19 protein-coding genes are annotated in these 23,027 nt (G+C 59.5%); 5 read left to right on the top strand and 14 right to left on the bottom strand.

Annotated features, from left to right (window positions below):
* Nucleotides 1–74 precede the first annotated feature (74 nt).
* Nucleotides 75–2,762, bottom strand: a complete 2,688-nt coding sequence (acnA, locus tag CPA54_RS01160; protein WP_249085682.1) for an aconitate hydratase AcnA — start codon at nucleotides 2,760–2,762, stop codon at nucleotides 75–77.
* A 52-nt stretch (nucleotides 2,763–2,814) separates the two neighbouring features.
* Entirely contained in the window at nucleotides 2,815–4,125 is a 1,311-nt protein-coding gene (locus tag CPA54_RS01155; protein WP_052349211.1) for a citrate synthase, read from the bottom strand.
* A gap of 278 nt (nucleotides 4,126–4,403) precedes the next feature.
* On the opposite strand from CPA54_RS01155, the gene CPA54_RS01150 reads away from it, so the two are divergent.
* Nucleotides 4,404–5,462 carry an isocitrate/isopropylmalate dehydrogenase family protein gene (locus CPA54_RS01150; protein WP_086431147.1) on the top strand — a complete coding sequence of 353 codons (1,059 nt, stop codon included), beginning with the start codon at nucleotides 4,404–4,406 and terminating at the stop codon, nucleotides 5,460–5,462.
* A 68-nt stretch (nucleotides 5,463–5,530) separates the two neighbouring features.
* Here the strand turns inward: CPA54_RS01150 and CPA54_RS01145 are convergent, their stop codons facing one another.
* Nucleotides 5,531–6,070 carry an HdeD family acid-resistance protein gene (locus CPA54_RS01145; protein WP_081562957.1) on the bottom strand — a complete coding sequence of 180 codons (540 nt, stop codon included), beginning with the start codon at nucleotides 6,068–6,070 and terminating at the stop codon, nucleotides 5,531–5,533.
* Nucleotides 6,071–6,252: 182 nt separating this feature from the next.
* On the opposite strand from CPA54_RS01145, the gene gpmA reads away from it, so the two are divergent.
* On the top strand, nucleotides 6,253–6,990 hold the full coding sequence (gene gpmA, locus CPA54_RS01140) for a 2,3-diphosphoglycerate-dependent phosphoglycerate mutase (protein WP_283163709.1): 738 nt from the start codon (nucleotides 6,253–6,255) through the stop codon (nucleotides 6,988–6,990).
* Here the strand turns inward: gpmA and CPA54_RS01135 are convergent.
* The 6 genes from CPA54_RS01135 to CPA54_RS01110 form a co-directional block, all read right to left on the bottom strand.
* Complete coding sequence (locus tag CPA54_RS01135; protein ID WP_086431210.1) at nucleotides 6,952–7,854, bottom strand: GIY-YIG nuclease family protein; 903 nt, start codon at nucleotides 7,852–7,854, stop codon at nucleotides 6,952–6,954. The genes gpmA and CPA54_RS01135 overlap by 39 nt on opposite strands.
* Before the next feature lie 134 nt (nucleotides 7,855–7,988).
* The gene (locus tag CPA54_RS01130; RefSeq protein ID WP_249085393.1) at nucleotides 7,989–9,218 is read right to left on the bottom strand and encodes an SMP-30/gluconolactonase/LRE family protein; all 1,230 of its coding nucleotides are present in this window, start codon (nucleotides 9,216–9,218) and stop codon (nucleotides 7,989–7,991) included.
* A gap of 74 nt (nucleotides 9,219–9,292) precedes the next feature.
* A complete protein-coding gene (locus tag CPA54_RS01125) occupies nucleotides 9,293–10,429 on the bottom strand; it encodes an asparaginase (RefSeq protein WP_081562954.1) in 1,137 nt (378 codons plus the stop codon).
* 16 nt (nucleotides 10,430–10,445) lie between these two features.
* Nucleotides 10,446–11,669 (bottom strand): hypothetical protein, encoded by a 1,224-nt coding sequence (locus CPA54_RS01120; RefSeq protein ID WP_086431148.1) that lies wholly within the window; start codon nucleotides 11,667–11,669, stop codon nucleotides 10,446–10,448.
* A gap of 127 nt (nucleotides 11,670–11,796) precedes the next feature.
* On the bottom strand, nucleotides 11,797–13,002 hold the full coding sequence (locus tag CPA54_RS01115; RefSeq protein ID WP_081562953.1) for a hypothetical protein: 1,206 nt from the start codon (nucleotides 13,000–13,002) through the stop codon (nucleotides 11,797–11,799).
* Nucleotides 13,003–13,081: 79 nt separating this feature from the next.
* Complete coding sequence (locus CPA54_RS01110) at nucleotides 13,082–13,597, bottom strand: hypothetical protein (RefSeq protein ID WP_143539797.1); 516 nt, start codon at nucleotides 13,595–13,597, stop codon at nucleotides 13,082–13,084.
* 451 nt (nucleotides 13,598–14,048) lie between these two features.
* Between CPA54_RS01110 and CPA54_RS01105 the strand changes: the two genes are divergently transcribed.
* Nucleotides 14,049–15,560: a globin-coupled sensor protein gene (locus CPA54_RS01105; RefSeq protein WP_249085392.1), complete on the top strand. Its 1,512-nt coding sequence runs from the start codon at nucleotides 14,049–14,051 to the stop codon at nucleotides 15,558–15,560.
* Between the two features lie 257 nt (nucleotides 15,561–15,817).
* Here the strand turns inward: CPA54_RS01105 and CPA54_RS01100 are convergent, their stop codons facing one another.
* The gene (locus CPA54_RS01100) at nucleotides 15,818–16,936 is read right to left on the bottom strand and encodes a glycerol dehydrogenase (protein WP_081562951.1); all 1,119 of its coding nucleotides are present in this window, start codon (nucleotides 16,934–16,936) and stop codon (nucleotides 15,818–15,820) included.
* A 284-nt stretch (nucleotides 16,937–17,220) separates the two neighbouring features.
* Entirely contained in the window at nucleotides 17,221–18,051 is an 831-nt protein-coding gene (gene panC / locus CPA54_RS01095; RefSeq protein WP_043560810.1) for a pantoate--beta-alanine ligase, read from the bottom strand.
* A 138-nt stretch (nucleotides 18,052–18,189) separates the two neighbouring features.
* Here panC and CPA54_RS01090 point away from each other — a divergent pair, with 138 nt between their 5' ends.
* Together CPA54_RS01090 and CPA54_RS01085 are read left to right on the top strand one after the other, a co-directional pair.
* Complete coding sequence (locus tag CPA54_RS01090) at nucleotides 18,190–19,431, top strand: TIGR03862 family flavoprotein (protein WP_249085391.1); 1,242 nt, start codon at nucleotides 18,190–18,192, stop codon at nucleotides 19,429–19,431.
* Nucleotides 19,428–20,906, top strand: coding sequence for an ATP-binding protein (locus CPA54_RS01085; protein WP_249085390.1), 1,479 nt, complete (start codon nucleotides 19,428–19,430; stop codon nucleotides 20,904–20,906). Before CPA54_RS01090 ends, CPA54_RS01085 begins: the two co-directional genes overlap by 4 nt.
* A gap of 133 nt (nucleotides 20,907–21,039) precedes the next feature.
* Here CPA54_RS01085 and CPA54_RS01080 read toward each other — a convergent pair whose 3' ends face one another.
* From CPA54_RS01080 to pgl, 3 genes are read right to left on the bottom strand one after another with little or no spacing between them, the layout of a single operon-like run.
* A complete protein-coding gene (locus CPA54_RS01080) occupies nucleotides 21,040–21,600 on the bottom strand; it encodes a gluconokinase (RefSeq protein WP_043561569.1) in 561 nt (186 codons plus the stop codon).
* Nucleotides 21,597–22,286: a ribose-5-phosphate isomerase RpiA gene (gene rpiA, locus CPA54_RS01075; RefSeq protein ID WP_043560820.1), complete on the bottom strand. Its 690-nt coding sequence runs from the start codon at nucleotides 22,284–22,286 to the stop codon at nucleotides 21,597–21,599. Before rpiA ends, CPA54_RS01080 begins: the two co-directional genes overlap by 4 nt.
* Entirely contained in the window at nucleotides 22,283–23,023 is a 741-nt protein-coding gene (gene pgl / locus CPA54_RS01070; RefSeq protein WP_043560822.1) for a 6-phosphogluconolactonase, read from the bottom strand. The genes rpiA and pgl overlap by 4 nt, the downstream gene beginning before the upstream one ends.
* Nucleotides 23,024–23,027 lie beyond the last annotated feature (4 nt).

Raw genomic sequence — 23,027 nt, 5'->3', positions numbered from 1 at the left:
TCTCCTTCTACGGTCATGCCGCCACCGTAACACCAACCGGCACACACATCATCAGGAAAACATGGACCATGCCGTCACCGCACGCTCCCGCCATCCGCAATGCGCTGCAACACATAAGGCAGGATACCCCCCTGGGCGACATAGGCCAGCTCAGCCTCCGTCTCCAGCTGGAGGGTGGCCTGCACGACCTGCTCCATGCCATCCGGTGCCGTAAAACACACACGGACAGGCTGCCGGGGCTCAAGCCGGGCCGGAAGGTCGATGCTCACTTCTTCCTGCCCCGTCAGGCCGAGCGTCTGACGGGTCACCCCCTTGGGAAAGGTAAGGGGCAGAACCCCCATCCCTGCCAGATTGGCCCGGTGAATCCGTTCGAAATCCTCGGCAATGACAGCCTTTACCCCCAGGAGACGGGGGCCTTTCGCTGCCCAGTCCCGTGATGACCCCATGCCGTAATTCCGCCCCGCTACCACCACCAGCGGTACCTGCTCCTGCTGATACCGGGCAGCAGCATCGAAAATGGCTCCTTCCTCCCCATCTGGCCAGTGCCGGGTCACGCCACCCTCACTACCGGGGATCATCTCATTACGGATACGGATATTGGCAAATGTCCCCCGTGCCATGACACGATCATTCCCACGGCGGCTGCCATAAGAGTTGAACTGCGCCGGTGAGACGCCATGCTCCTCAAGATACCGGGCAGCAGGCGAACCGATGGCAATCGTTCCGGCCGGAGAAATATGATCCGTCGTGATGTTGTCCCCGAACAGGGCCAGAATCCTGGCCTTGCGGATTGGCCCCGTCACGCCGGCAGCCTCCTCCAGCCACGGCGGTGACTGGATGTAGGTTGAAGACCCATCCCACGCAAACGTTGCACCGGCCTTGCCGTCTCCCAGTGCCTGCCACTGGGCAGGCCCCTGCTCCACAGTCGCATAGCCACGGGCAAAGGCCTCCGCCACGACGGACTGCGCCATGAGATTCGCCACCTCATCCCCGCCGGGCCAGATATCGGCCAGCATGACAGGCTGACCGGCCTCATCATGGCCAAGAGGTTCCACCGCAAGATTCCGTGTCACGGTCCCGGCCAAGGCATAGGCCATCACGAGCGGTGGGCTGGTGATGTAATTCAGCTTCGTATGAGGGGAAACACGCCCCTCGAAATTACGGTTCCCGGACAGCACTGCGGCAACTGTCAGATCATGCTCCGTGATCGTCCGGGCAATGTCAGCCTGCAAGGGGCCGCTATTGCCGATGCAGGTCGTGCAGCCATAACCAACGATCTCAAACCCTAACGCACTGAAATCCTCCAGCAGACCGGCCCGTTCCAGATACCGGGTTACGGCCTGGCTGCCCGGGGCCAGAGAGGTCTTGATGCGCCGTGCCACCTTCAGGCCCCGCTGACGGGCCTTCCGGGCCAGAAGCCCTGCTGTCAGCATGGCCGCAGGGTTGGATGTATTGGTGCAGGATGTAATGGCTGCCAGCACGACATCCCCGGCACCAAGGCTTTCCCCCGCAAGGGCGGCATCCTTCGTGCGGATGGGGAAACGGACATCCCCCTGTCCTTCGGCCGCCAAGGCGGCCCGGCTGGTCTCTGCCACGGCAGGAAGGTCATGACGCTGGGAGGGTGTTTTCGGCCCGGCAACAGAAGGCTTCACAGTCCCCAGGTCCAGACGCAGCACAGTGGTGAAAAGCGGTGTTTCATTACCCTCCCGGAACAGTCCCTGCTGCCGCAGGTACGCTTCCACGAGCCGGACATGATCCGGCGAACGGCCTGTCAGGGTCAGATAGTCCATGGCCAGTGCATCGGGTGGAAAATAGCCGCAGGTCGCTCCATATTCAGGTGCCATGTTGGCAATGGTGGCCCGATCCGCCACCGGCAGGTGATCCAGCGCCGGACCGAAAAACTCCACAAACTTGCCGACAACCCCTTCCGCCCGGAGTTGTTCTGTCAGGGTCAGCACGATGTCCGTCGCTGTCACGCCGGGAGCGGACCGTCCCTCCAGATACACCCCCACCACATCGGGCAGACGCATGGCAATGGCCTCTCCCAAAGCGGCGGCTTCGGCCTCGATGCCACCAACACCCCAGCCCAGAACACCAAGGCCGTTGATCATGGTCGTATGGCTGTCTGTTCCGAAGACCGTATCCGGGAAAAGGGTTGTCACGCCCTCTTCCTCCTTCCGCATGACCAGCGGAGCCAGATATTCCAGATTCACCTGATGGCAGATGCCGGCCTCTGGCGGAATGACCCGGAAATTGTCGAATGCCTGCTGCCCCCAGCGCAGAAAGCTGTACCTCTCCCGGTTGCGGCTGAACTCGTGGGCCACATTCTGCTCCAGAGCATCTTTCTGCCCCGCCACATCCACTGTCACGGAATGATCGATCACAAGATCTACAGGGATGAACGGATTGACCTCCTCCGGATCACCACCCAGCCGTTTCATGCCGTCACGCATGGCGGCAAGATCGACCACAGCGGGAACACCTGTAAAATCCTGCATCAGGATACGGGCCGGACGGAACGGAATCTCACCTTCGGCATGGCAGGTCTCAGCCCAACCCGTCACCAGCGCCGCCGCATCATGCTGCCCCTGCCGCAACACGTTCTCCAGAACGATCTTCAACACATAAGGCAGGCGTTGCGCCTTCTCCCCCGCTCCGGCCAGAGCCTGGGGGAGCGATACGTATCGATAACTCTGCCCCTCATGCTCCAGCCTCTGCCATGGAATGCCCCCCTGCCCGGCTGTCCTGTCTGTTCCAGTCATCATGCCCTCCCGCTTGCCAGTCTCGTGCCCTGTTTCTTCAGCCGGCTGCTCCTCAGGACGCCGGCACATCCCGCCTGTCCGGCCCGACATAAAGGGCACGGGGACGGCTGATGCCTGCGCGGCTCTCCAGCATTTCCTTCCACTGGGCAACCCATCCCGCTGTACGGGCCACGGCAAAAAACACCGTGAACATGGAGGACGGAATCCCCATCGCCCGGAGGATGATTCCGGAATAGAAATCCACATTGGGATAAAGCCGCCGGGAGATGAAATACTCATCATTCAGGGCTGTCTCTTCCAGCTTCATGGCCAGCTCGAGACGGGGATCATGATCCATCCCAAGCTCTGCCAGCACTTCATGGCAGATGTTCCGCATCAGCCCGGCCCGTGGGTCCAGATTCCTGTAAACACGGTGGCCAAAGCCCATCAGCCGCGTACCATCCTCCTGATTCCTGACACGGTTCATAAAATCCGGAATGCCGTCCACCGTACCGATCTCATCCAGCATATCCAGCACGGCCTCGTTCGCACCGCCATGTGCTGGCCCCCAGAGCGCCGCCACACCAGCAGCGACACACGCAAAAGGATTGACCCCCGTGGCCCCCACCGTCCGCACGGTGGATGTAGAAACATTCTGCCCATGGTCGGCATGAAGGATCAGAATCCTCTCGAAGGCCCGTGCCAGAACCGGATTCACCTCCCAGGCTGCTTCCGGCATGGAGAAGAGCATGTGCAGACAGTTCTCCGCATAGCTCAGTCCCGGACGGGGGTAGATCAGCGGCAACCCCCGGCTGTAGCGGTAGACCCAGGCTGCCAGAGTCGGCATCTTGGCCACAAGCCGCAGGGTAGACATCTCCCGCTCCTCTGATGTGATACGGTGCCGCTGGTCCGCTCCCTGATTGCCATAGAAGCTGGAGAGGCCAGCCAACGTCCCGCAGAGCATGGCCATGGGGTGGGAATCCCGCCGGAACCCGTTGAAGAAGTTGCGTATCTGCTCATGCAGATGTGCCTCAGCCATCAACCCATGTTCGAAACGGGCCTTCTGCCGTGCATCAGGCAGCTCTCCGTGCGACAGCAGCCAGGCGACTTCCGGGAAACTCGCTTTCTGGCAAAGCTGCTCAATCGGGTAGCCACGATGCAGCAATATCCCGGCCTCACCATCAATATAGGTGATGGCACTCATGCAGGATGCCGTATTGGCAAAACCGGGGTCATAGGAAAACACACCCGCCCGCCGGTAGAGGGTCCGCATGTCCACCACATCCGGCCCCAGCTGCCCCTTCATGCTGCCCAGCGGCACCTCCTGCGCGGTTCCCTCCACCCTGCGAAGCACCCACTGTCCGGCATCCTGCTGTGCTGCCATTACTTCACGGATCCCCATGATGTGACCTCCCTGCGAAACAACACCGGAACAGTCCATTTAATTTCGGTATCGTTATATTTGAGTAACGCACATAGTTCCTGCCCCCGCAAGCATCATGCTCTACAAAAAAATCTTTATCTTCCAGCTCTTGTCACATTCCCATGAAGCATGATGAGCTGGTGCTCTCTGGCTGGATCATGCCACCGGCCAGACAGAAAGGTGCACCCACCACGGGCATGAAGAGGGCACACAGCCCCATTTTCAGGGAGAATTCCCCCATGTCAGCCCACACATCCTCCACAGCAGGACAACCCATACCCGTAACACTGATTCCCGGTGATGGAATCGGCCCGGAAATCACACGGGCCACAAAAGAGGTTCTGGCGGCCCTTGGCGCCCCCTTCCTCTGGGACGAGCAGAAAGCCGGAGTCCATGCTCTGGAAGACGAAGGAACCCCTTTGCCGGACGCCACCCTCCGCAGCCTGGAACGCACCCGCCTTGCCCTCAAGGCACCGCTGGCCACGCCCAGCGGCACGGGATTCCGCTCCGTCAATGTCACACTGCGCCAGAAATTCGACCTTTACGCCAACATACGCCCTGCCCGTACTCTTCTCCCACGGGATGACCTGCGCCGCTATGACGGGCTGGACATCGTGCTCATCCGGGAAAATATCGAGGGTTATTACGCCGCCCGTGACTATTATCTTCCCCAGGGCGATGACCCGCAGGGCATGGCTCTTTCAGCTGGTTATACAACACGGGCCGAATGCGAACGCATCGTGACCCATGCCTTTGACTATGCACTGGCCCATGGTCGCAGAAAGGTAACGCTGGTCCACAAGGCCAACATCCTCAAGCTGATGAGCGGCCTTTTCCTGGAAACAGGACGCAAGGTTGCCGCCCGTTATGAAGGGCGCATCGCCTGTGATGAACGGATCGTGGATGCCTGCGCCATGCAGCTCTGCCTCGACCCCTCCCAGTTTGATGTGATTGTCACCACCAATCTGTTCGGTGACATCCTTTCCGACCAGATATCCGGTCTGACAGGTGGGCTGGGACTGGCTCCGGGGGCCAATATTGGAAAAGACATGGCCATCTTCGAGGCCGTGCATGGCTCCGCTCCCGACATTGCCGGACAGAACAGGGCGAACCCCACGGCTCTCCTGCTCGCAGGCGCCCTCATGCTGGACCACACAAACCATGCAGCCCTGGCCACCCGCTTGAGAACCGCCATCATCCAGACACTCCAGAACGGCACACGCACAGGCGACCTCGGTGGCACGGCCACAACAGACCAGTTCACCAGAGCCGTCATAAACGCCCTGGAGAAACCCTGAACCGGAACATGAAAAAACCCGGCCTTTTCTGGCCGGGTTCTGACCTCATCCAGGCCTGAAAGCAGGGCTCAGACCAGATGCTTGAGCAGGATGCTGCGATGGATGACCGAAAAGCCCCAGAACATCAGGCTGATAGCCACATAATAGCCCAGCGCCGCCTGTGCCGTGATCGGGTTGATGCAGAACAGTGTCACGCCCAGAACAATATTGACGATGGCATCCAGCGCCATGAAGCTGCGGCCATAAGGCGAAGCCCCCATTCCGGCCAGCTCCATCACGCCACGCACGATGAACCATGCAGCAACCCAGATCGTCAGCCCGATGGCCGACCCTACGGGATTGAAGAAGATCAGGATGGCCAGGATGATGAAGAAAATACCCAGGAGACCATCCAGCATCCGGCGTTCCATGCCTGTCCGGCGGAACACATCCACCAGCGTGAAAACCCCGACGAACAGAAGCCCGACCGCAATGAGGGCCGTAAGAGAGATGATGCTCAGCACGGGTGTCATGGCCACAAGCACACCCGTGAGGACGATCAGGGCCCCCATGACGATTCCACAATTACCTTCCTGCTTTACCAGATTTTTCTGCTGATTATCAGTCATGAGCCTTATCCCTCCATAATCTTCCCTGAAAAGGATGACGTATATTCACATTTCTGACAAGTATCAGAAGCCATGCGTAATAATGATGCCTGCCATCTTTTCCAGCCTGACATATCCTGCCATCTTGGCCTGCCATGCGCACATGCATGACAGTACGGCATGGAGCAGAAAGGAGGACCCTCATGATGACGGGGGCAAAGCTGGTGCTGATGCGCCACGGGCAGAGCCTGGGCAATGAGGCCAACCTGTTCACGGGCTGGAATGATCTGGACCTCTCCGCCAACGGCCATGAGGAAGCCCGCAGGGCAGGCCGCCTGATGCGGCACCACGGCTTCCTCTTCGATGCAGCCCACAGCTCCATGCTGAAAAGAACCATCCACACACTGCATCACTGTCTGGACGAGCTGGACCAGTCATGGCTGCCGGAATACAGGAGCTGGCGGCTGAATGAACGCCATTATGGTGCCCTGCAGGGGCTGAACAAGGACGACACCATCGCACGCTACGGCCGGGAACAGGTGCAGCAATGGCGCCGGAGTTTTGACGTCACACCGCCAGCTGTAAAGCCGGACAGCCCGCACCATCCGAGGAACGACCCCCGCTATGCCTCCATCCCTAGATGCGATCTTCCCTGCGCCGAAAGTCTGGCCATGACCATGAAGCGGGTGCTGCCCTACTGGCAGGATACGCTGCTACCCGACCTGCGGCAGGGCCGTTCCCTGCTCGTCGTCACGCATGGGACTGTCATGCGTGCCCTCATCAGCCATCTGGACGGCCTGTCCCCCGAGGAAACGCAGACGCTGGAAATCCCGACAGGCACGCCACTTGTCTATGAAATGGATGATACCGGCAACCCTGAACAGCCCCACTATCTGGAACCTTCAGACATCATCCTCGACGACATCCCGCATCCGTTGTGACAGGGTACGCCCTTCTCCATCTTTCCATTCTATCCAACCGTTGGCAGAACGTCCCAACAAAAAGCTGGCAGCTGGCGAAGGATTCTTGAAAAGCGTGTCCCGTGTCAGCACCAGCCTTTCTCCCTCCAACCGCAAAAGACCGTTGTCAAGAGCTTCCTGACGCCCCTCCGCCGCACGGGGAGCATATTCCTCATATCTCGGAGAAGACCTGCGTCCATAAGACCCTGCCAAAATCACCATGCCTTCTTCGGTATAGTGGCCCCGCCCTTCAACACCAGTCCCTCGACAGAAAAACAGTTCCGGTACATCATCCTGCACTTGGGCAACCTGCCCTTCACCTAAAGGAAACTGCTCCAGGACCGGTTTAAAAACAGGATACCCCAGAGTCGTCAACAGAATGCTGATGGTCTCAAAGAGTTCATCACAGACAGCCCTCATGGAGGGAGACATGTGCGGGAAATCCCCGCCTTTCTGTCTGTTGTCCAGCACATACCGGCCGACCGCCTCTGCCTGCCTGAGAGACCACACCTCCAGAAAACGGGCATGCACCTCGGTCAAGACATCCGTCGACGTGACAGCCACCACAGCCCTGTTCCAGAAATCCTTTTCCCCGTTATGCTGCTTCAGCCGCTCCCCCAACTTTCCGGTCTGACCAACATATACTTTCGGCCGTTCCGTCTTATCTTCCTCCCCGAAAAGAAAATAAAGACCCACCCGCCCTGCTTCCGGTCTTTGTAAAAAAAGACGCAGCTGTGACCGGGGAATTTCAACCAGACTGACAGTACGGGTCACAACCGAGGCGACACGCAGACTCTGGGGATCCCCAGACGGCAAAAAAATCTCGATGGTCTGAGGATGTGGCATGAGCATTCCGTCCTGTCCTTCCAAAAAACATCAGAAAACGGACTGCCGTTTTCCATACCCGCTATTCACACGCTCATCCCCAGATCATCCACCATTCCATCCGCGGAAACTGTGGGTAAACTCTACAAAGGACTTCAGCTGTGCCCCGCACCCTGCGTGGCGGTGATGAGGCTGAACAGGGCCGTCCCGCAGCACATATAGAGGATATTGCGCTTCGGCCCCCCAAAAGTGAGGTTCGAACAGCCGACAGGCAGGCGGATACGGCCAATCATCTGGCCATGTGGATTATAGATGAACACACCGCAAAGCCCCAGCGGCCCCCAGGCACCGCACCAGAGGTTGCCCTCCACATCGGTGCGCAGGCCATCAGGGCGCATGGCCCGGCCAGCCAGCGTAAAATCCGTGAAGAGACGCCCGTTGGTCGGCCGCCCCTGTTTCAGGTCGAACACATGGATGGCATGGTCCGGCAAAGGCGGCTGCGCACCAGGGCCCACACCAGAGGACGCCACATAGAGCCGGCTACCATCAGGGGAAAAACAGAGACCATTGGGCCCTGCCACATCCTTCTGCCCCAGCACGGCCTCCACCTTCCCGGTTTTTGCATCCACCCGGAAGGTATGATCCTCCTGCCGACGCAACCCGCCATACTGGCTTGTCAGCTCCGCATCCAGATAAGGATTGAGATGACGCTGGGGATTGGCAGGACCATCCACATCGGCGTGGCCTTCCACCACTCCGTCCCCGTAGGCCGGGTCTGTGAACCAGATGCTGCCATCGGGTGCTGCCACGACATCATTGGGAGAGTTGAGCGTCCTGCCCCTGTACCGGTCCGCCAGCACGGTGACACTGCCATCATGCTCCCAGCGTATGACCCGGCGCATCCCATGCTCACAGGTCACCAGCCGCCCTTCAGCATCAAACGTGTTGCCATTGGCATTAAAACTTTCCCGCCGGTACAGGCTCACATGACCCTGCGGCCCATCCTCCGGGTCGTAGCGATACTGGCACCCCGTAATCGTATCGCTCAGCAGCAGAAAACGCCCGACCGTACACCAGGCCGGGCCTTCCAGCCAGCCAGCCCCCTGCCAGAGCTTCCGCAAGGGAGCATTGCCATAATTCACAAGCCCGAAGGATGGATCAAGCGCCAGCACGTCAGGGTCGGGCAGATTGACCGGTGTTTCCTCTGCACCCCATGTCCGGGGCGGGGAGGAAATCACACTCGGGCCCGACACGATGGACCCAAGAGCATGTCCCGCCACGGGAGACGCCGCTACCCCTGCAAGACCCGCCAGCAGACCGCGGCGTGTCAGACGGCCGGCAGAACCACCAGCCCCTGCTTTTCCATCCCGCATCGGTCCATCCATATTCACATCCTCCCCCGGCCCGTTTCATGCCGACATCCAGCACTCACACCAAGGTAGAACTCAGCACGACGCAATCAATACCCGAAGGCAAAAGCACGCTGCACGGCCTGGACATCCTGCACCCCACCGGCCAGGAGCAGCTGTAGCAACAGACGGGCCTTCTGCGGGTTGAGGTCATACGACGCCACGAAGTGATGGGCCTCATCATCCACTTCCACATCACGGTTGACAAACCCGTCACCGACACGGCTGGAACGTACGACTACAATCCCCGCCCGGACGGCCCTGTCCAACGCCTGCATGGCCTGGGCCGACACATTGCCATCCCCCATTCCAGCAATGACGATCCCCTTCACACCGGCACGGATGGCATCATCAATCTGGCGACCATCCATATCCGCATGCGCATACACCACATCCACAGCAGGCAGCGTTGCGCCATCCGGCAGGGACAGGAACAGACGGGGCCGCGGCGGCCCGTAAAAGCGTACGGCGGCAGGGTCCACAATACCCACAGGCCCTGTCTGTCGGGACACGAAGGTCTGCAGGACCGTGCTGTCCGCCTTGCTGACCCAATGGGCCGCATGGATGGTATCATTCAGCACGACCAGCACCCCCCGCCCCTTCGCCTGCGGATGGGCTGCCACCTTGACTGCCTCATAAATGTTGGCCGGACCATCCGCACTGATGGCCGAGCCCGGACGCATGGCCCCTGTCATCACCACAGGCTGGTCATGATGCAGGACGGTATCCAGAAAGAAGGCTGTCTCCTCCATCGTATCCGTCCCGTGGGTGATGACTACGGCATCGGCCTCATGCCGGGCAAAAGCCTGATTGATACGCTCCATCAACCGGAACCAGACCTTGTGATTCATGTCCTGCGAAGGAATGTTGGCGATCTGCTCCACCTGAAGCTGGGCCAGCCTGTCCACACCCGGCACAGCGGCCACAAGCTGCTGCCCCGTTGTCGAGCCTGCATCATAACCGATGGCAGAACGTGGGTCCGCCTTTCCCGCTATGGTCCCCCCCGTGGCCAGAACGAGCACACGGGGCAACCGCCCCATGCCCTGCCCTGCCTGCGCCGAAGCCGGGGTGGCGGCCACCAGCCCGGTACCAAGCGGAAGAACCCTGAGAGCGGAAAAAGCCAGCTTCAGGCAGCGCCGGGCCCCCTTATGGGGTTTCAGACTGTTCAGCGTGTGTCGGATGGTCATGATGGACGGCCCTTTCTTACACGAAAGCCACGATGAGCGGACCAAGCAGGGTCAGCAGCACATTGGCCACGGCATAGGTAATGGCAAAGGGAACAGTAGGGCTGCCATGGCCAGCCTTGGCCAGAACCTCACCAAAAGCCGGGTTGGAGCTGCGTGTCCCCGCAAGAGCCCCTGCAAAGAGGGCAACATTCCGATACCCCAGCAGAAAACGCCCGACAAGAGCCGTGATCACCAATGGCACGATGGTGACGATCATGCCCAGCAGCAGAATCGTTCCCCCCTGGCGGGTAATGATCGCCACGACCTGTCCACCTGTCTGAAGGCCTGTCACTGCGACGAAACCTGCCAGACCGAAACTGCCCCAGAGCAGGCAGACAGAAGACGGCATGGCGCCGTAGCCCGGATGTCGCCCATGCCACCAGCCAAAAAGCAGGCCGGACAGCAGGGCCCCACCACCACTGCCCAGCGTGATGGGCACCCCGCCCAGATGGACGACCACAAGCCCGAACAGCAGCCCCAGCGCCATGCCCAGCATGTTGTAGACAAGGTCCGTCGTAACCGGCACGGCAGTCCGCTGGACCGTCCCATTCTGGACAGCAGGCAGCGTATCCTCCGTCGCATCTTCTGGCAGGGATTCTGCCTTCAGCGCATCATCACGCAAATTGCGACGCATGCAGAGTGGCAGAATGGTGGCGCAGAAAATGATGGTGCCGATGGACCCGAAGATATAGGTCACGGCATAGCCGACAGCAACATCCGCCTGCATCTGCTGCACCTGAGCCAGAGGGAGGCCAAGCTTCTCCAGAGCGGAACTGGCAGTGCCAATGATGGCAGACTGCGTCAGCCCCCCTGCCGCCAGACCGGCGGCTATGCCTTTGTCCAGATGGAACAGCCGCGCAACCCCGATAACGGTCCCGAACGCACTGATGGCCATGATGACCGCCAGTGCCACCTCCCGCAGGGACTGCCGCCCCAGAGAGCGGAAAAAGTTTGGGCCACTGCGATATCCCACAGCGTAGATGAACAGGATGAACAGTACTGTCCTGAGGCTGGACCCCACATGCACACCAAACTGGCTGATCAGCACGGCCACCAACAATGACCCTGCCACGCCCCCAAGCTGAAACACGCCTATCCTTATGCGCCCGATCAGAAAGCCAAAACCGACGGACAGGAAAAAAGCCAGCTCTGGATTCTCTCCAAAAAGATGAGACAACCCGTGAAACAGACGCTGGAACATGCCGTGACCTTTTCTCCAAACAGTCATGGAGAAAGCCTGGCGGTTTCCCAACCAGGCTTTCTCTACAGAACATTACTTACCGATTATGGGACGTTCCATCCAGACGGGATGGATGCCAGCGAACAGCCTACCCGAAAGCCACAATGAACGGCCCCAGAAGAGTCAGCAGCACATTGGCCACGGCATAGGTAATGACAAAAGGGATGGCCGGTGTGTTGTTGCCTGCCTTGGCCAGGACCTCACTGAAGGCCGGGTTGGCACTACGTGCCCCCGACAGGGCCCCGGCAAACAGGGCGACATTCCGGTACCCCATGAAGAAACGGCCAATAAGCGCCGTAATGACCAGCGGCAGGATCGTCACCACCATACCGAGCAGCAGGAGAAGCACCCCCTGATGGACAATGACTTCCACAGCCTCCCGGCCTGTCTGCAACCCCGTCACCACCACGAAGCCAGCCAGACCGAAATTGCCCCAGAAGGAACAGACAGACGACGGCATCTCCCCATAACCGGCGTGCCGCCTGTGCCACCAGCCGAACAGCAGGCCGGACATCAGTGCCCCACCCCCACAACCGAGCGTCAGGGACATACCCCACACACGGATGACCACAAGGCCAATGACCAGCCCGACAGCCACGCCGAGCATGTTGTAGACGAGATCGGTCGCCGCTGGAACAACGCCACGCTGCTCGGTCTCACCCCCCACATCCTCCGGCAGTCCCCCTGCCTCTGCCGCCAGGGCATCGGCCTTCATGTCACGCCGCATGAAGAAGGGCAGGATATCCACACAGAAAATGATGGTACCGATGGAACCGAAAATATAGGTCACGGCATAACCTGCAGCCACATGGGCCTGCATCTGCTGCAACTGTGCAGCGGACAATCCCAGCTCTGCAAGGGCCGAACTGGCCGTACCGATGATGGCAGACTGCGTCAGCCCTCCTGCCGCCAGACCGGCCGCCATGCCCTTGTCCAGGTGGAACAGACGCCCTACCCCGACAACCGTTGCAAACCCGCTGACAGCCAGAATGACAGACAGCATGATCTCTCGCAGGGACTGCCGCCCCAGAGAGCGGAAAAAATCGGGCCCGCTGCTATACCCCACCGCATAGATGAAAAGAACGAAAAGAACGATCTTGAGGTCAGAATCCATCTTGACGCCAAACTGGCTGATCAGGACCGCCATCACCAGCGACCCTGCAATACCGCCGAGCTGGAACGTACCGATCTTTATCTGACCTATCCAAAAACCAAGACCGATGGAAAGAAAAAAAGCCAGCTCCGGACTCTGCGCAAAAAGCGACGACAGACCGTGAGACAGAAACTGGAACATTTCGGGACCTTTCTCCCAAACACTCAACGAAAAGCCACACACGTATCACGGTCCATGGTGGCTTTTCTGCGACCCGTTTTTACTCAGCTGCTGTAAAAATTTCCTCGAGATATTCCAAGGAGACAGCCTCCCGGGTATCAGGAATGGGCTTGCCCTCATGGTCCAGTTTTTCAATCTCGTACACGATGAAACCCTCATCATCATAATGTACATCGATGACGAGGAAGCGGTCGGACGCATCGCCTTCACCACGATGTTCTTCCGTCTTCACCAGCTTCTGGTTCTTGGCGAACGGAAGGTCAGCCAGCTTTTCTTCGTCGATCTGACGGACGGCATGGTTCCATTCTTCGTAGGTTTTCCGGATGGCCGCATAGATTGCTGCCGTATCGGGAAATTCTTCAACATCCTCTGTCGTGGTGACATCCACCGTAGCAATGTCGGACCCGAAATTGGCCTGCACCTGATAAGGCTCGGGCGCAATCGCCTTCACAGCCTCCAGAATACGCTCAAGGAACTCAGGCCCATACATGGATGAATTGAAATTCAGCATCTTGGAACGATCAAGAGTAACACTGATTTTGGCGGTTGTGGCCATGGCCCCCTCCTGGATGAAAAAATTGCCGGGGCCCATTCTACCAGAACAGGGAGCCTCGCACACCCCCTCAGGGGTCAGTCACGCCCCACGCACAACCTCATCCTCATGCTGGAATCTGGCTTTTTCCCTGATGAATACTGGCAATTCATGACATGAATGCCATAAAACACACCTGCGTTACAAAAACGTAACATGGTTGCTGATGGGCCAGCCTCATGCCCCTCGCCCTCGCCAACAGCCACACAGCCGATGGGATTGGCCCTCAGAGAGGGAACGGCATGAGATGGTTAACGCAACATGCTGAAGAAGGTAACATCAGGCTACACGAACACCAAATATATTAAAATAAGATTTCTTTTAATACTTCAGAAGGCTTCCATCCGCCACAAGGCTTTAAAAAGGCTTTTTTAAGTCTTATTCATGGTAATATCTGTTACTTCACGAGGGAATCATGTCAAAATTTTCAGCTATCATGCACAACCCGAATGAAAGCCTTGAGGATACTGACAACCTGAGAGAGCGGCTGCATTTCCTCCAGCTGGATGAACAGGACTGCCTGGCCATCCGCCGTATTGAAAAATACGTCATCAGATGCCTGCCCAAGGCATTGGATGCCTTCTATGACACGGTCCGCCGGACCCCCCAGACCAGAAGCTTTTTTTCCTCAGAAGCACAGATACAGAAAGCCAAACAGGCGCAGCTGACTTACTGGAAGAACATCGCAGCTGCCAATTTCGGCCTGCAATATGCCAATACGGTGCGCCGCATCGGCCGGACCCACGCCGAAATCGGGCTGGAACCACGCTGGTACATCGGCGGCTACGCCCTGCTGCTTGCCAACATCATCGCAGATGTCTCAAATCAGCTGGCCCCTCCGGCACCGCTGTTGCCCCCAAAGATGCCCTTCTCCAAGCTGACGGACTCCCTCGCCAGCCTCAGCAAGGCCGTCTTCCTGGACATGGACCTCACCATTTCCATCTACATTGATGAAGCCAGAAAGCTCAACAAGGAAGAAATGAGCAAACTGGATGAGGCCATTGAAGAAGAACGCCGGTTTGTGACTGAGCGCTTTGGCCACATCATCGACGCCCTTGCCAACAAGAACCTCTCCCACACGGTGGATGGGAACTTCCCCAATACCTACCTCCCCATGCGGGACAACCTCAATCACGCCATCTCGTCCCTCTGCCAGACGCTTCATACCATCAGCGAGGCAACGGAGAGCATCGACAATACCGCTGATGAGATCAACAGCGCGGCACAGGACCTCGCCCAGCGCACGGAACGGCAGGCTGCCTCTGTCGAAAAAACGGCCGCTGCCGTGGAGCAGATCACCGCTACGGTATCTTCCACCGAATCCCGTGTCAGCGAGGCGACCCAGTTCGTTGAGGAGTGCCAGGCCATCACGGAACGTTTCGGCACCATGATCCGCCGTGCCAGCACGGCCATGGAAGAGATTGAACGTTCTGCCGAAGCCGTGAACAAGATCACCAACGTCATCTCCAACATTGCCACGCAGACCAACCTTCTGGCACTGAACACCGGTGTTGAAGCCGCCCATGCGGGCGAAGCCGGCAGCGGGTTCCGTGTCCTGGCGCAGGAGATCCGCAAACTGGCCAACCGGGTGGGCGATGCTTCCGAAGAGGTGAAGGACCTCATCAATACCTCCCAGACCCATGTTGATTCCGGTTCAGCCATCATGAAGGATGCCAGCAGCGCCATCGACACCATCATCTCCAGCGTGGCCAATATCGGCACACATCTCAGAGAGATCTCAAAGGCCACATCTGAGCAGGCATCGGCCCTGCGGGACGTGAATGGTGCCGTCGTCACCATCGACCAGGGCACCCGGGAAAACGCCGCCATGGTGGAAGAAACCTCTGCGGCCACCTCCAACATGGCCCAGCGGACACGCCAGCTTCGGCAGCTGCTGGATGGGTTCGTTCTCCGGGGACAGAAATGATACGGGGGGCCTCCGTGCCCCTCCAGCCGGTCGGCATACTGCACCATGGAGCAGTACAGGACAGACAGGACAACAAACGCCCTTCTCTGACCATCCACCCGACCTGAAGTCGCACTGGCCAGACAGCGGAAGACGGTCCCGCTGAACAACAGATCACTGATGGTATCCATCCCCCATGAAAAAAGGTCCGGAGCCTGGCACCCCGGACCTTTTCCCTAATGGGTCATGTTGCCATGACCTCACCCTGTTGGACCTTTTCAGGCCTGATGGGCGGCACGATAGCGCTCACCAAGGGCGTTCGCAGCCACCATGGCATGATAGACATCATCCGGCGTGACCTTGAAGGGCAGATTGCCCATCGTGTCGTCCTTGTCGCAGGCGATCTCGGCCACCTTGCGCCAGTCAGCCTCCACAAACTCCTTGACACCCAGCTCCTTGAGGGTCATCGGCAGGCCAGCTGCCCGCACGACACGCAGCACCTCTTCAATCTCTTCCTTCGGTGCATTCTCCAGCACCAGCTGGGTCATCAGACCAAAGACCACCTTCTCACCATGCTGGGCATGATGGAGATCCTCGATAGCGGTCATGCCATTATGCACGGCATGAGCAGCGGCAAGACCACCCGTCTCGGCACCGGTCCCGCTGAGATAAATGGTTGCCTCGACCATTTCTTCCAGAGCCCGGGTCGGCACCTTGTTGCGCACGGCATCCATGGCAAGATCAACATTCTTGCAGACCAGGTCATAGCACATGCGGGCCAGACCGAGTCCCGTACGGGACGGACGCTTGCAGGAAAGGTTCACCCCATCAGACCGGTAGCAGGCACGGGCCTCAAAGTATGTGGAAAGGGCATCACCGATACCAGCAGCAAAGAAGCGCACCGGGGCACCGGCAATCACACCCGTATCAGCCACAACGACATCGGGATTCTGCGGCAGGAAGAGGTACCGGTCGAACTCGCCCTTCTCCGTATAGATCACAGCCAGCGCAATGCAGGGTGCATCGGTGGAGGCAATGGTCGGATAGAGGATGAGTGGCAGCTTGTAATAATGGGCAACGGCCTTGCTGGTATCCAGCGTCTTGCCACCACCAATACCGACAATGACATTGGCACCACGTGTCTTGGCCAGCTCGCCCAGACGCTTGATCTCGGCATCCGTACATTCACAGCCGAACCTCTCGGCTGTGCCTTTCAGCCCGGCTTTCTCCAGCCCAGCCACGGATTCCTTCTGGACACGCTCCACAAAGAATTCATCGCTGATGATGAAAGCGTTGTCGCCAAAATCTTTTACATAGTCATGCAGCTGGGCCAGCAGACCCGTACCGATGATGAATTTCTTGGGGGCTGAAACGGTGCGCGGGGTTTTCTCAACCATGCTCGATATCTCCTTCAAGCATATGTAAATGCCTTGTTACCCCGCCACGCTACCCCTTCGCCCGCCACTTGACCAGAAGACATTACTGGCTTTCACAACATGCCAGCATGTATTGCCATGCATAGGTGACAGGCGTGTCCCGCCTCCTCTCTGATCTCACCTCATGGCTGGCAAATAACAGGACAAATACAACCCTCTTTATTGAGGGATGAATATCCGGCAAACGCAATTACCAATATGAGAATTATTGCATCCTGTTCTCAACAAAAGGTCAGGACCACTTTTCAGAACAGCGGCATATTGTCGATCAGCCGCACGGCCCCCAGCTGCACGGCCAGCAAGGCCAGAGCCCCCTCCCGGACCTCCTCTTCAGCCTGGAACGTATCCGGATTCACGATGGTGACATAGTCAATATCCACAAGCCCGGCCTGCACCAGCACATCCCGCATGGCCCCCTCCAGCACGGCACGGCGGCGTTCACCAGCCTGCACCAGGGTCCGGCCCCGGCAGAGAGCCTGATGCAGCACCGGGGCCCTGTGGCGTTCCGCCTCCGTCAGACGACTGTTGCGGCTCGACCCGGCAAGACCGTCCGCCTCCCGCCATGTTGGCAGGGTCACAATATCTACCGGAATATTCAGGTCCCGCACGAACCGCTGGACAACAGCACATTGCTGGGCATCTTTCTGCCCAAAATAGGCCCGCTGCGGCTGGATGATGTTGAAGAATTTCGCCAGCACCGTCGCCACACCCGCAAAATGGCCGGGACGGGACGGCCCCTCAAGCTCCAGCGCCACACCACCAACATCCACCTGCGTGGCGAACCCTTCAGGGTAGAATTCTGCCGCTTCCGGCGTAAAAACACAGGCCACGCCCTCCCTGCGCAGCAGGGCAATATCCCGTTCCAGCGCCCGGGGATAATTGGCAAGATCATCCGCCGACCCGAACTGTATGGGATTGACAAAGAGACTGACGACAACAGCATCAGTCTCCTCCCGGGCACGGCGAACAAGCGAAAGATGCCCCTCATGCAGGAAGCCCATCGTCGGTACAAAGCCGACCCTGCCAAGCTGCGCCCGCTCCTGCCGCATCTCCTGAACCGTCGTGCAGAGTTTCATGTCGTCCCTTTCCCGGATGATTGCCCTCGCAGGCTACGCCTTTCCATACCCTGTCTGCCTCCTGTCTGTCTTCCCCGACAGGCCGGAACAGGCTAACAACACCTCACCGCCGCCACACCCAGCCAGAACGGACTGCCCATGCCCGACACCAGTACGGCCCGTACACTCCCCATTGCCATCATCGGGGCTGGCCCGGCAGGGCTGTTTGCCGCTGAATGTCTGAGCCGGAAGGGCCATGAGGTCCATCTGTTCGACCACATGGCCAGGCCGGGACGGAAATTCCTCATGGCAGGCCGCAGCGGCCTGAACCTCACCCACAGTGAACCGCTGGAACCATTCCTGCAACGCTACGGGACAGCACGGGACTGGCTGGAACCTGCCATCCGCCACTTCCCGCCCGAGGCTCTCCGCCTCTGGGCTGAAGGACTGGACGAACCCTGCTTCACCGGCAGTTCTGGCCGGGTCTTTCTGAAATCCCTCAAGGCCTCTCCCCTGCTGCGCCGCTGGCTGGTCCGCCTTCAGGAACAGGGCGTGCAATTCTTTCCCCGCCACAGGCTGACAGATATGCAGGGCCTGTCTCTCACCTTCCAGACACCGGAAGGCCCGGTCCAGCAGACAGGACGTGCCGTCATCCTCGCCCTGGGGGGCAGCAGCTGGGCACGACTGGGCAGTAACGGGCAATGGGCATCGCTGCTGGAACAGCACTGCACGCCTTTTGCCCCCTCCAACTGCGGCTTCATGCCGGACTGGCCTGCCGAATTCCTGCTCCGCCACGAAGGCGAGACCCTGCGGGGAGTCACGCTCAACTTCGCCGGCCAGACACATCGTGGCGATCTCATCATCACGAAACGGGGGCTGGAGGGAGCACCACTTTACGCCCTTTCAGCTCCACTGCGACAGGCTCTGGCAAAATCAGGCGGAGACACCGTAACCGTCCACCTGAATCTCCGCCCGACTCTGACGCAGGAACGCATACTGGAACGCCTCGCCCGCCAGCGTCTCCGTGAAAGCCGGAGCAACAGGCTGCGCAAGGCTCTGGGGCTGGACCGTACCATGCGGGAGCTGCTCACCCAGCTCTGCCCGGACGCCCGCACACCCGGTGAGCTGACAGACGCCATCACGCAGGCCCCCCTGCACCTTGTGGCTCCTGCTGCGCTGGACAGGGCCATTTCCACCGCCGGAGGGCTGAAACAGGCAGCGCTGGATGAAGGCTTCATGCTGCGCCACCAGCCCGGCCTGTTCGCCTGTGGTGAAATGCTGGACTGGGATGCTCCTACAGGGGGCTATCTGCTCCAGGGCTGTTTTTCCACCGCCTGCTTCTGTGCAGAGGCTGTTCATCACTGGCTCTCCCGTCCATTGCCCGGTAAAGTGGCGCCATGAGTTCATCACATTTTGGCCCCCTTCTTCTTGGCACCACAGCCCGTGGTGAGGATGCCCACATCGACCTGCCTGAACTGCTGGCTACCCGCCTGCTCGTGCAGGGCAATTCCGGCTCTGGGAAATCCCACCTCCTCCGGCGTCTGCTGGAGCAGAGCGCAACTCTCGTCCAACAGGTCATCATCGACCCGGAAGGGGATTTCGTCACGCTGGCAGAAAAATACGACCATCTCGTCATCGAGACGGACACACAGTCCGAAGCCAGCCTGCGAAGTGCGGGGGAACGGGTCCGGATGCACCGGGCCTCTGTCGTGCTGAATCTTGAGCAGAGCGAGCCGGAAGGGCAGCTCCGTTCTGTCGGTGCCTTCCTGACCGGCATGTTCGAAGCGCCAAGGGCCTACTGGTATCCTGTCCTCATCGTGGTGGACGAAGCCCAGCTCTTCGCCCCCATTGCCGGGGGTGATACCTCTGACGAGGCACGCCGCCTCTCCCTCAATGCGATGACCAACCTCATGTGCCGGGGACGCAAAAGGGGCATGGCAGGCATCATTGCCACCCAGCGTCTGGCCAAGCTGGCCAAGAATGTCGCCGCCGAGGCTTCCAACTTCCTGATGGGACGGACCTTTCTGGATATCGACATGGCTCGTGCCGCCGACCTTCTGGGCATGGAGCGCCGTGCTGCCGAAGGCTTCAGGGACCTTGCCCGTGGGCAGTTCATGGCGCTGGGACCCGCCCTCGCCCGTCGCCCCCAACGTGTCACCATCGGTCCGGTCGAGACAGCCAGCCATGCAGGTGGCCCTGCCCTCATGCCGCTTGAACAGCCCAACATTCCTGTGGATGAGCTGCGGGATCTCATCCTCGAGGCCCCGCCGGAACCCGCTTCCCGCCCCCGCAAGGAACCGGCTGCCCCCAAGCCGGACCTGCTGGCGCAGCTTGATGCCTACAGCTCCTCCCGTGACGCCAGAGAGCAGCAGCAGAGCCAGCAGATGGCTGCACCAGACCCAGAAACTCTCTGGACTCTCGTCGCCGAAGCCGGACAGGATGAGGATGCCGCCTACCGGCCACTCGCCACCCTGTATCAGGACTTCCAGATGAGGGCACGGCTGGCCGGGTTCTCCCGCAACATCCTGCCCATGCCGCAGTTCCAGACCATGCTGAGCACCATCCGCTGCGGTATCACCCGTGAACAGGCCGAGAGCGAGGCCTGGCAGGACATCCAGCAGCGGGCCAGCCGCCTGCCGGACGACATGCAGCCTGTCTATTTCCTGCTCGCCCATGCAGCCATGGAAGGCAAACCCTGCCCGGATGATGCCGCTCTGGCCCGGGCCTATGGCACCCATTCTCTAGGGCGGGCACGGCGGCAGCTTACTTATCTTGAGAAATGCGAGGCCATCATCCTTCAGGGCACGGGCCGCCACCGTCGGATCGCCATTATTGGCCCGGGCTGGCAGACAGCCTCCCCGGCCTGCCCCCCCTGAACAGCCCCCATGGGAAGGAGCCGCCCGGGCAAGGGTCTCCTTTCCCCACGAAAAATGGCGGAGCCAGAGGCCCCGCCATTTCCTGATGCCCAAAGAAAGGGCCATCACTGAACCGGTAATAACCGACCCTGTATCAGTCCACCACCTTCGGCGGGGGGACAACACGCAGACGCTCAATCACACGGTCCCGCAGCTCTTCCGGCGTTGCATCACCAGGAACACGGATCACCGGCTCGTCATCTGTCGGCTCCTCCAGAGTGGCCAGCTGGCTCGGCAGAAGGGTCGGCGGCATATAATGCCCGACACGGTGCTTCAGCCGGTCCTCTATGATCTTCGGGTCCACCTTCAGGTAGACGAACTGGACCGGAATATGCTTGGCCAACGCATCACGATATTTCTTCTTCAGGGCGGAACAGGTCAGCACGGCACCGGTCCCCTTCTCGGCGCACTTGGCCAGCCAGTCGTGGCACAGCTCCAGCCAGGGGGCACGATCTTCATCCGTCAACGGGTGGCCACTGCGCATCTTTTCCACATTGGCTTTGGGATGCAGGTCATCACCTTCCTGAAACGGCCAGCCAAGGCTCTTGGAAAGCAGCTCAGCCACAGTGGTCTTGCCGTTGCCGGAAACCCCCATCACCACAATGTAATGCGGAGCAATACCCGATGCAGCCTTGGCGGCTTCTTTTTCTGTCATGGCGTCCATTGTTCAACCTCCCGTTCGGTGGCAACCAGCACATCGGTTGCCATATTGGGGAACAAACCATGCTCCACCACGCCTACCGTACCATCCAGACGCGTGGCGAGAGCCTGCACGTCACTGATCGGACCGAAAGCGCAATCAAGTATCCTGTTCCCGTTATCGGTAATAAGCAGCTCGCCTGTCAGATGCCGACGGGGACGGATGACCTTTGCCCCCAGAGCCTCCAGACGGGCTGCCGTTGCCTCGTAGCCAAATGGAACAACCTCCACTGGTACAGGCACCCGCTGGCCAAGCTGGTCAACCGGTTTGGTTACATCCACGATCACGACAAAACGCCGTGACGCCTGGGCAACGATCTTCTCACGCAGCAGAGCAGCCCCCAGCCCCTTGATGAGATTCAGCGTCTTGCGCTCCACCTCATCTGCGCCATCAATGGTGATGTCGACTACGGAATGTTCTGCAAACGTCGTGATCGGAATCCCCGCTGCACGGGCAAGTCTTGTCGATTCCTCGGAGGTCGGGATGGCATGAATATCCAGCCCTTCCCCGGCAACACGCTCACCGAGCCTTTCAATCATGAATGCTGCGGTACTGCCTGTCCCCAGCCCGACGACCATCCCCGGTTTGACGAGGCTTGCAGCAAGATGGGCAGCAGCACGTTTACAGTCATCTACATTCATGAAAGCTCTCCAGCAGCGGCTTCATCGGCCAGTATGAGGATTTTCCCCTCGGAAACAATACGCCCTGATGGGATGCTGCCATCCCCCTGACGCAAACGGGCCAGCATTGGTACTTTATTTTCCCCGGTGACAAGGAAAACGACCAGTGCACTGGAGGCAATGGCCGGGTAGGTCAGCGTAAGGCGCTCATGCGGGGCCGTACGGGGCGCTGCGACGCCAACCCAGGCCTTCTTTTCCTCAAGGACAGGCTCCCCCGGGAACAGGGATGCCGTATGCCCATCCGTACCCAGGCCAAGCATGACGATATCAAACAGCGGGCGGCCTGCTTCCAGCTTCGTGGCACCATAGGCCTGTTCCAGAACGCTCTGGTAGCTGGCAGCATCTTCCGCAACCGTAGCGGCTGTCGGCATTGGATGGACCTGAGCCGCCGGGATGGAGACCCTGGAGAGCAGCAGCTCCCGGGCGCTGGCATGGTTGCTGTCCGCATGGCCCTCGGGCACGTGACGTTCATCCCCATAGAAAATTTCGACACGGGACCAGTCCACCTGCCGGGCCATGTCGGGCTGGGCAAGAATCGCAAAAAGCTGCTTGGGCGTGGATCCACCAGAGAGAGCAATGCGCACCCTGCCCTGTTGCTTTTCTTTCACCGTCCTGATCAGCAGTCTGGCCATTTCCATAGCCACGGCTTCTGAGTCCTTCAGAACCTCTACGACCGCATGGCGCATGTCTGTCGTCATACCC

The organism is Parasaccharibacter sp. TMW2.1890, from assembly GCF_023337645.1.
GTDB classification, from domain to species: domain Bacteria; phylum Pseudomonadota; class Alphaproteobacteria; order Acetobacterales; family Acetobacteraceae; genus Bombella; species Bombella apis.
The sequence above is the reverse complement of the archived record's forward strand: the minus strand, read 5'-3'. Positions and strand labels throughout refer to the sequence as shown.

What these genes read in the sequence shown, in the direction of transcription:
- acnA (WP_249085682.1), bottom strand. Translation starts at nt 2,762, where the DNA reads ATGACTGGAACAGACAGGACAGCCGGGCAGGGGGGCATTCCATGGCAG.
- CPA54_RS01155 (WP_052349211.1), bottom strand. Translation starts at nt 4,125, where the DNA reads ATGGCAGCACAGCAGGATGCCGGACAGTGGGTGCTTCGCAGGGTGGAG.
- CPA54_RS01150 (WP_086431147.1), top strand. Translation starts at nt 4,404, where the DNA reads ATGTCAGCCCACACATCCTCCACAGCAGGACAACCCATACCCGTAACA.
- CPA54_RS01145 (WP_081562957.1), bottom strand. Translation starts at nt 6,070, where the DNA reads ATGACTGATAATCAGCAGAAAAATCTGGTAAAGCAGGAAGGTAATTGT.
- gpmA (WP_283163709.1), top strand. Translation starts at nt 6,253, where the DNA reads ATGATGACGGGGGCAAAGCTGGTGCTGATGCGCCACGGGCAGAGCCTG.
- CPA54_RS01135 (WP_086431210.1), bottom strand. Translation starts at nt 7,854, where the DNA reads ATGCCACATCCTCAGACCATCGAGATTTTTTTGCCGTCTGGGGATCCC.
- CPA54_RS01130 (WP_249085393.1), bottom strand. Translation starts at nt 9,218, where the DNA reads ATGGATGGACCGATGCGGGATGGAAAAGCAGGGGCTGGTGGTTCTGCC.
- CPA54_RS01125 (WP_081562954.1), bottom strand. Translation starts at nt 10,429, where the DNA reads ATGACCATCCGACACACGCTGAACAGTCTGAAACCCCATAAGGGGGCC.
- CPA54_RS01120 (WP_086431148.1), bottom strand. Translation starts at nt 11,669, where the DNA reads ATGTTCCAGCGTCTGTTTCACGGGTTGTCTCATCTTTTTGGAGAGAAT.
- CPA54_RS01115 (WP_081562953.1), bottom strand. Translation starts at nt 13,002, where the DNA reads ATGTTCCAGTTTCTGTCTCACGGTCTGTCGTCGCTTTTTGCGCAGAGT.
- CPA54_RS01110 (WP_143539797.1), bottom strand. Translation starts at nt 13,597, where the DNA reads ATGGCCACAACCGCCAAAATCAGTGTTACTCTTGATCGTTCCAAGATG.
- CPA54_RS01105 (WP_249085392.1), top strand. Translation starts at nt 14,049, where the DNA reads ATGTCAAAATTTTCAGCTATCATGCACAACCCGAATGAAAGCCTTGAG.
- CPA54_RS01100 (WP_081562951.1), bottom strand. Translation starts at nt 16,936, where the DNA reads ATGGTTGAGAAAACCCCGCGCACCGTTTCAGCCCCCAAGAAATTCATC.
- panC (WP_043560810.1), bottom strand. Translation starts at nt 18,051, where the DNA reads ATGAAACTCTGCACGACGGTTCAGGAGATGCGGCAGGAGCGGGCGCAG.
- CPA54_RS01090 (WP_249085391.1), top strand. Translation starts at nt 18,190, where the DNA reads ATGCCCGACACCAGTACGGCCCGTACACTCCCCATTGCCATCATCGGG.
- CPA54_RS01085 (WP_249085390.1), top strand. Translation starts at nt 19,428, where the DNA reads ATGAGTTCATCACATTTTGGCCCCCTTCTTCTTGGCACCACAGCCCGT.
- CPA54_RS01080 (WP_043561569.1), bottom strand. Translation starts at nt 21,600, where the DNA reads ATGACAGAAAAAGAAGCCGCCAAGGCTGCATCGGGTATTGCTCCGCAT.
- rpiA (WP_043560820.1), bottom strand. Translation starts at nt 22,286, where the DNA reads ATGAATGTAGATGACTGTAAACGTGCTGCTGCCCATCTTGCTGCAAGC.
- pgl (WP_043560822.1), bottom strand. Translation starts at nt 23,023, where the DNA reads ATGACGACAGACATGCGCCATGCGGTCGTAGAGGTTCTGAAGGACTCA.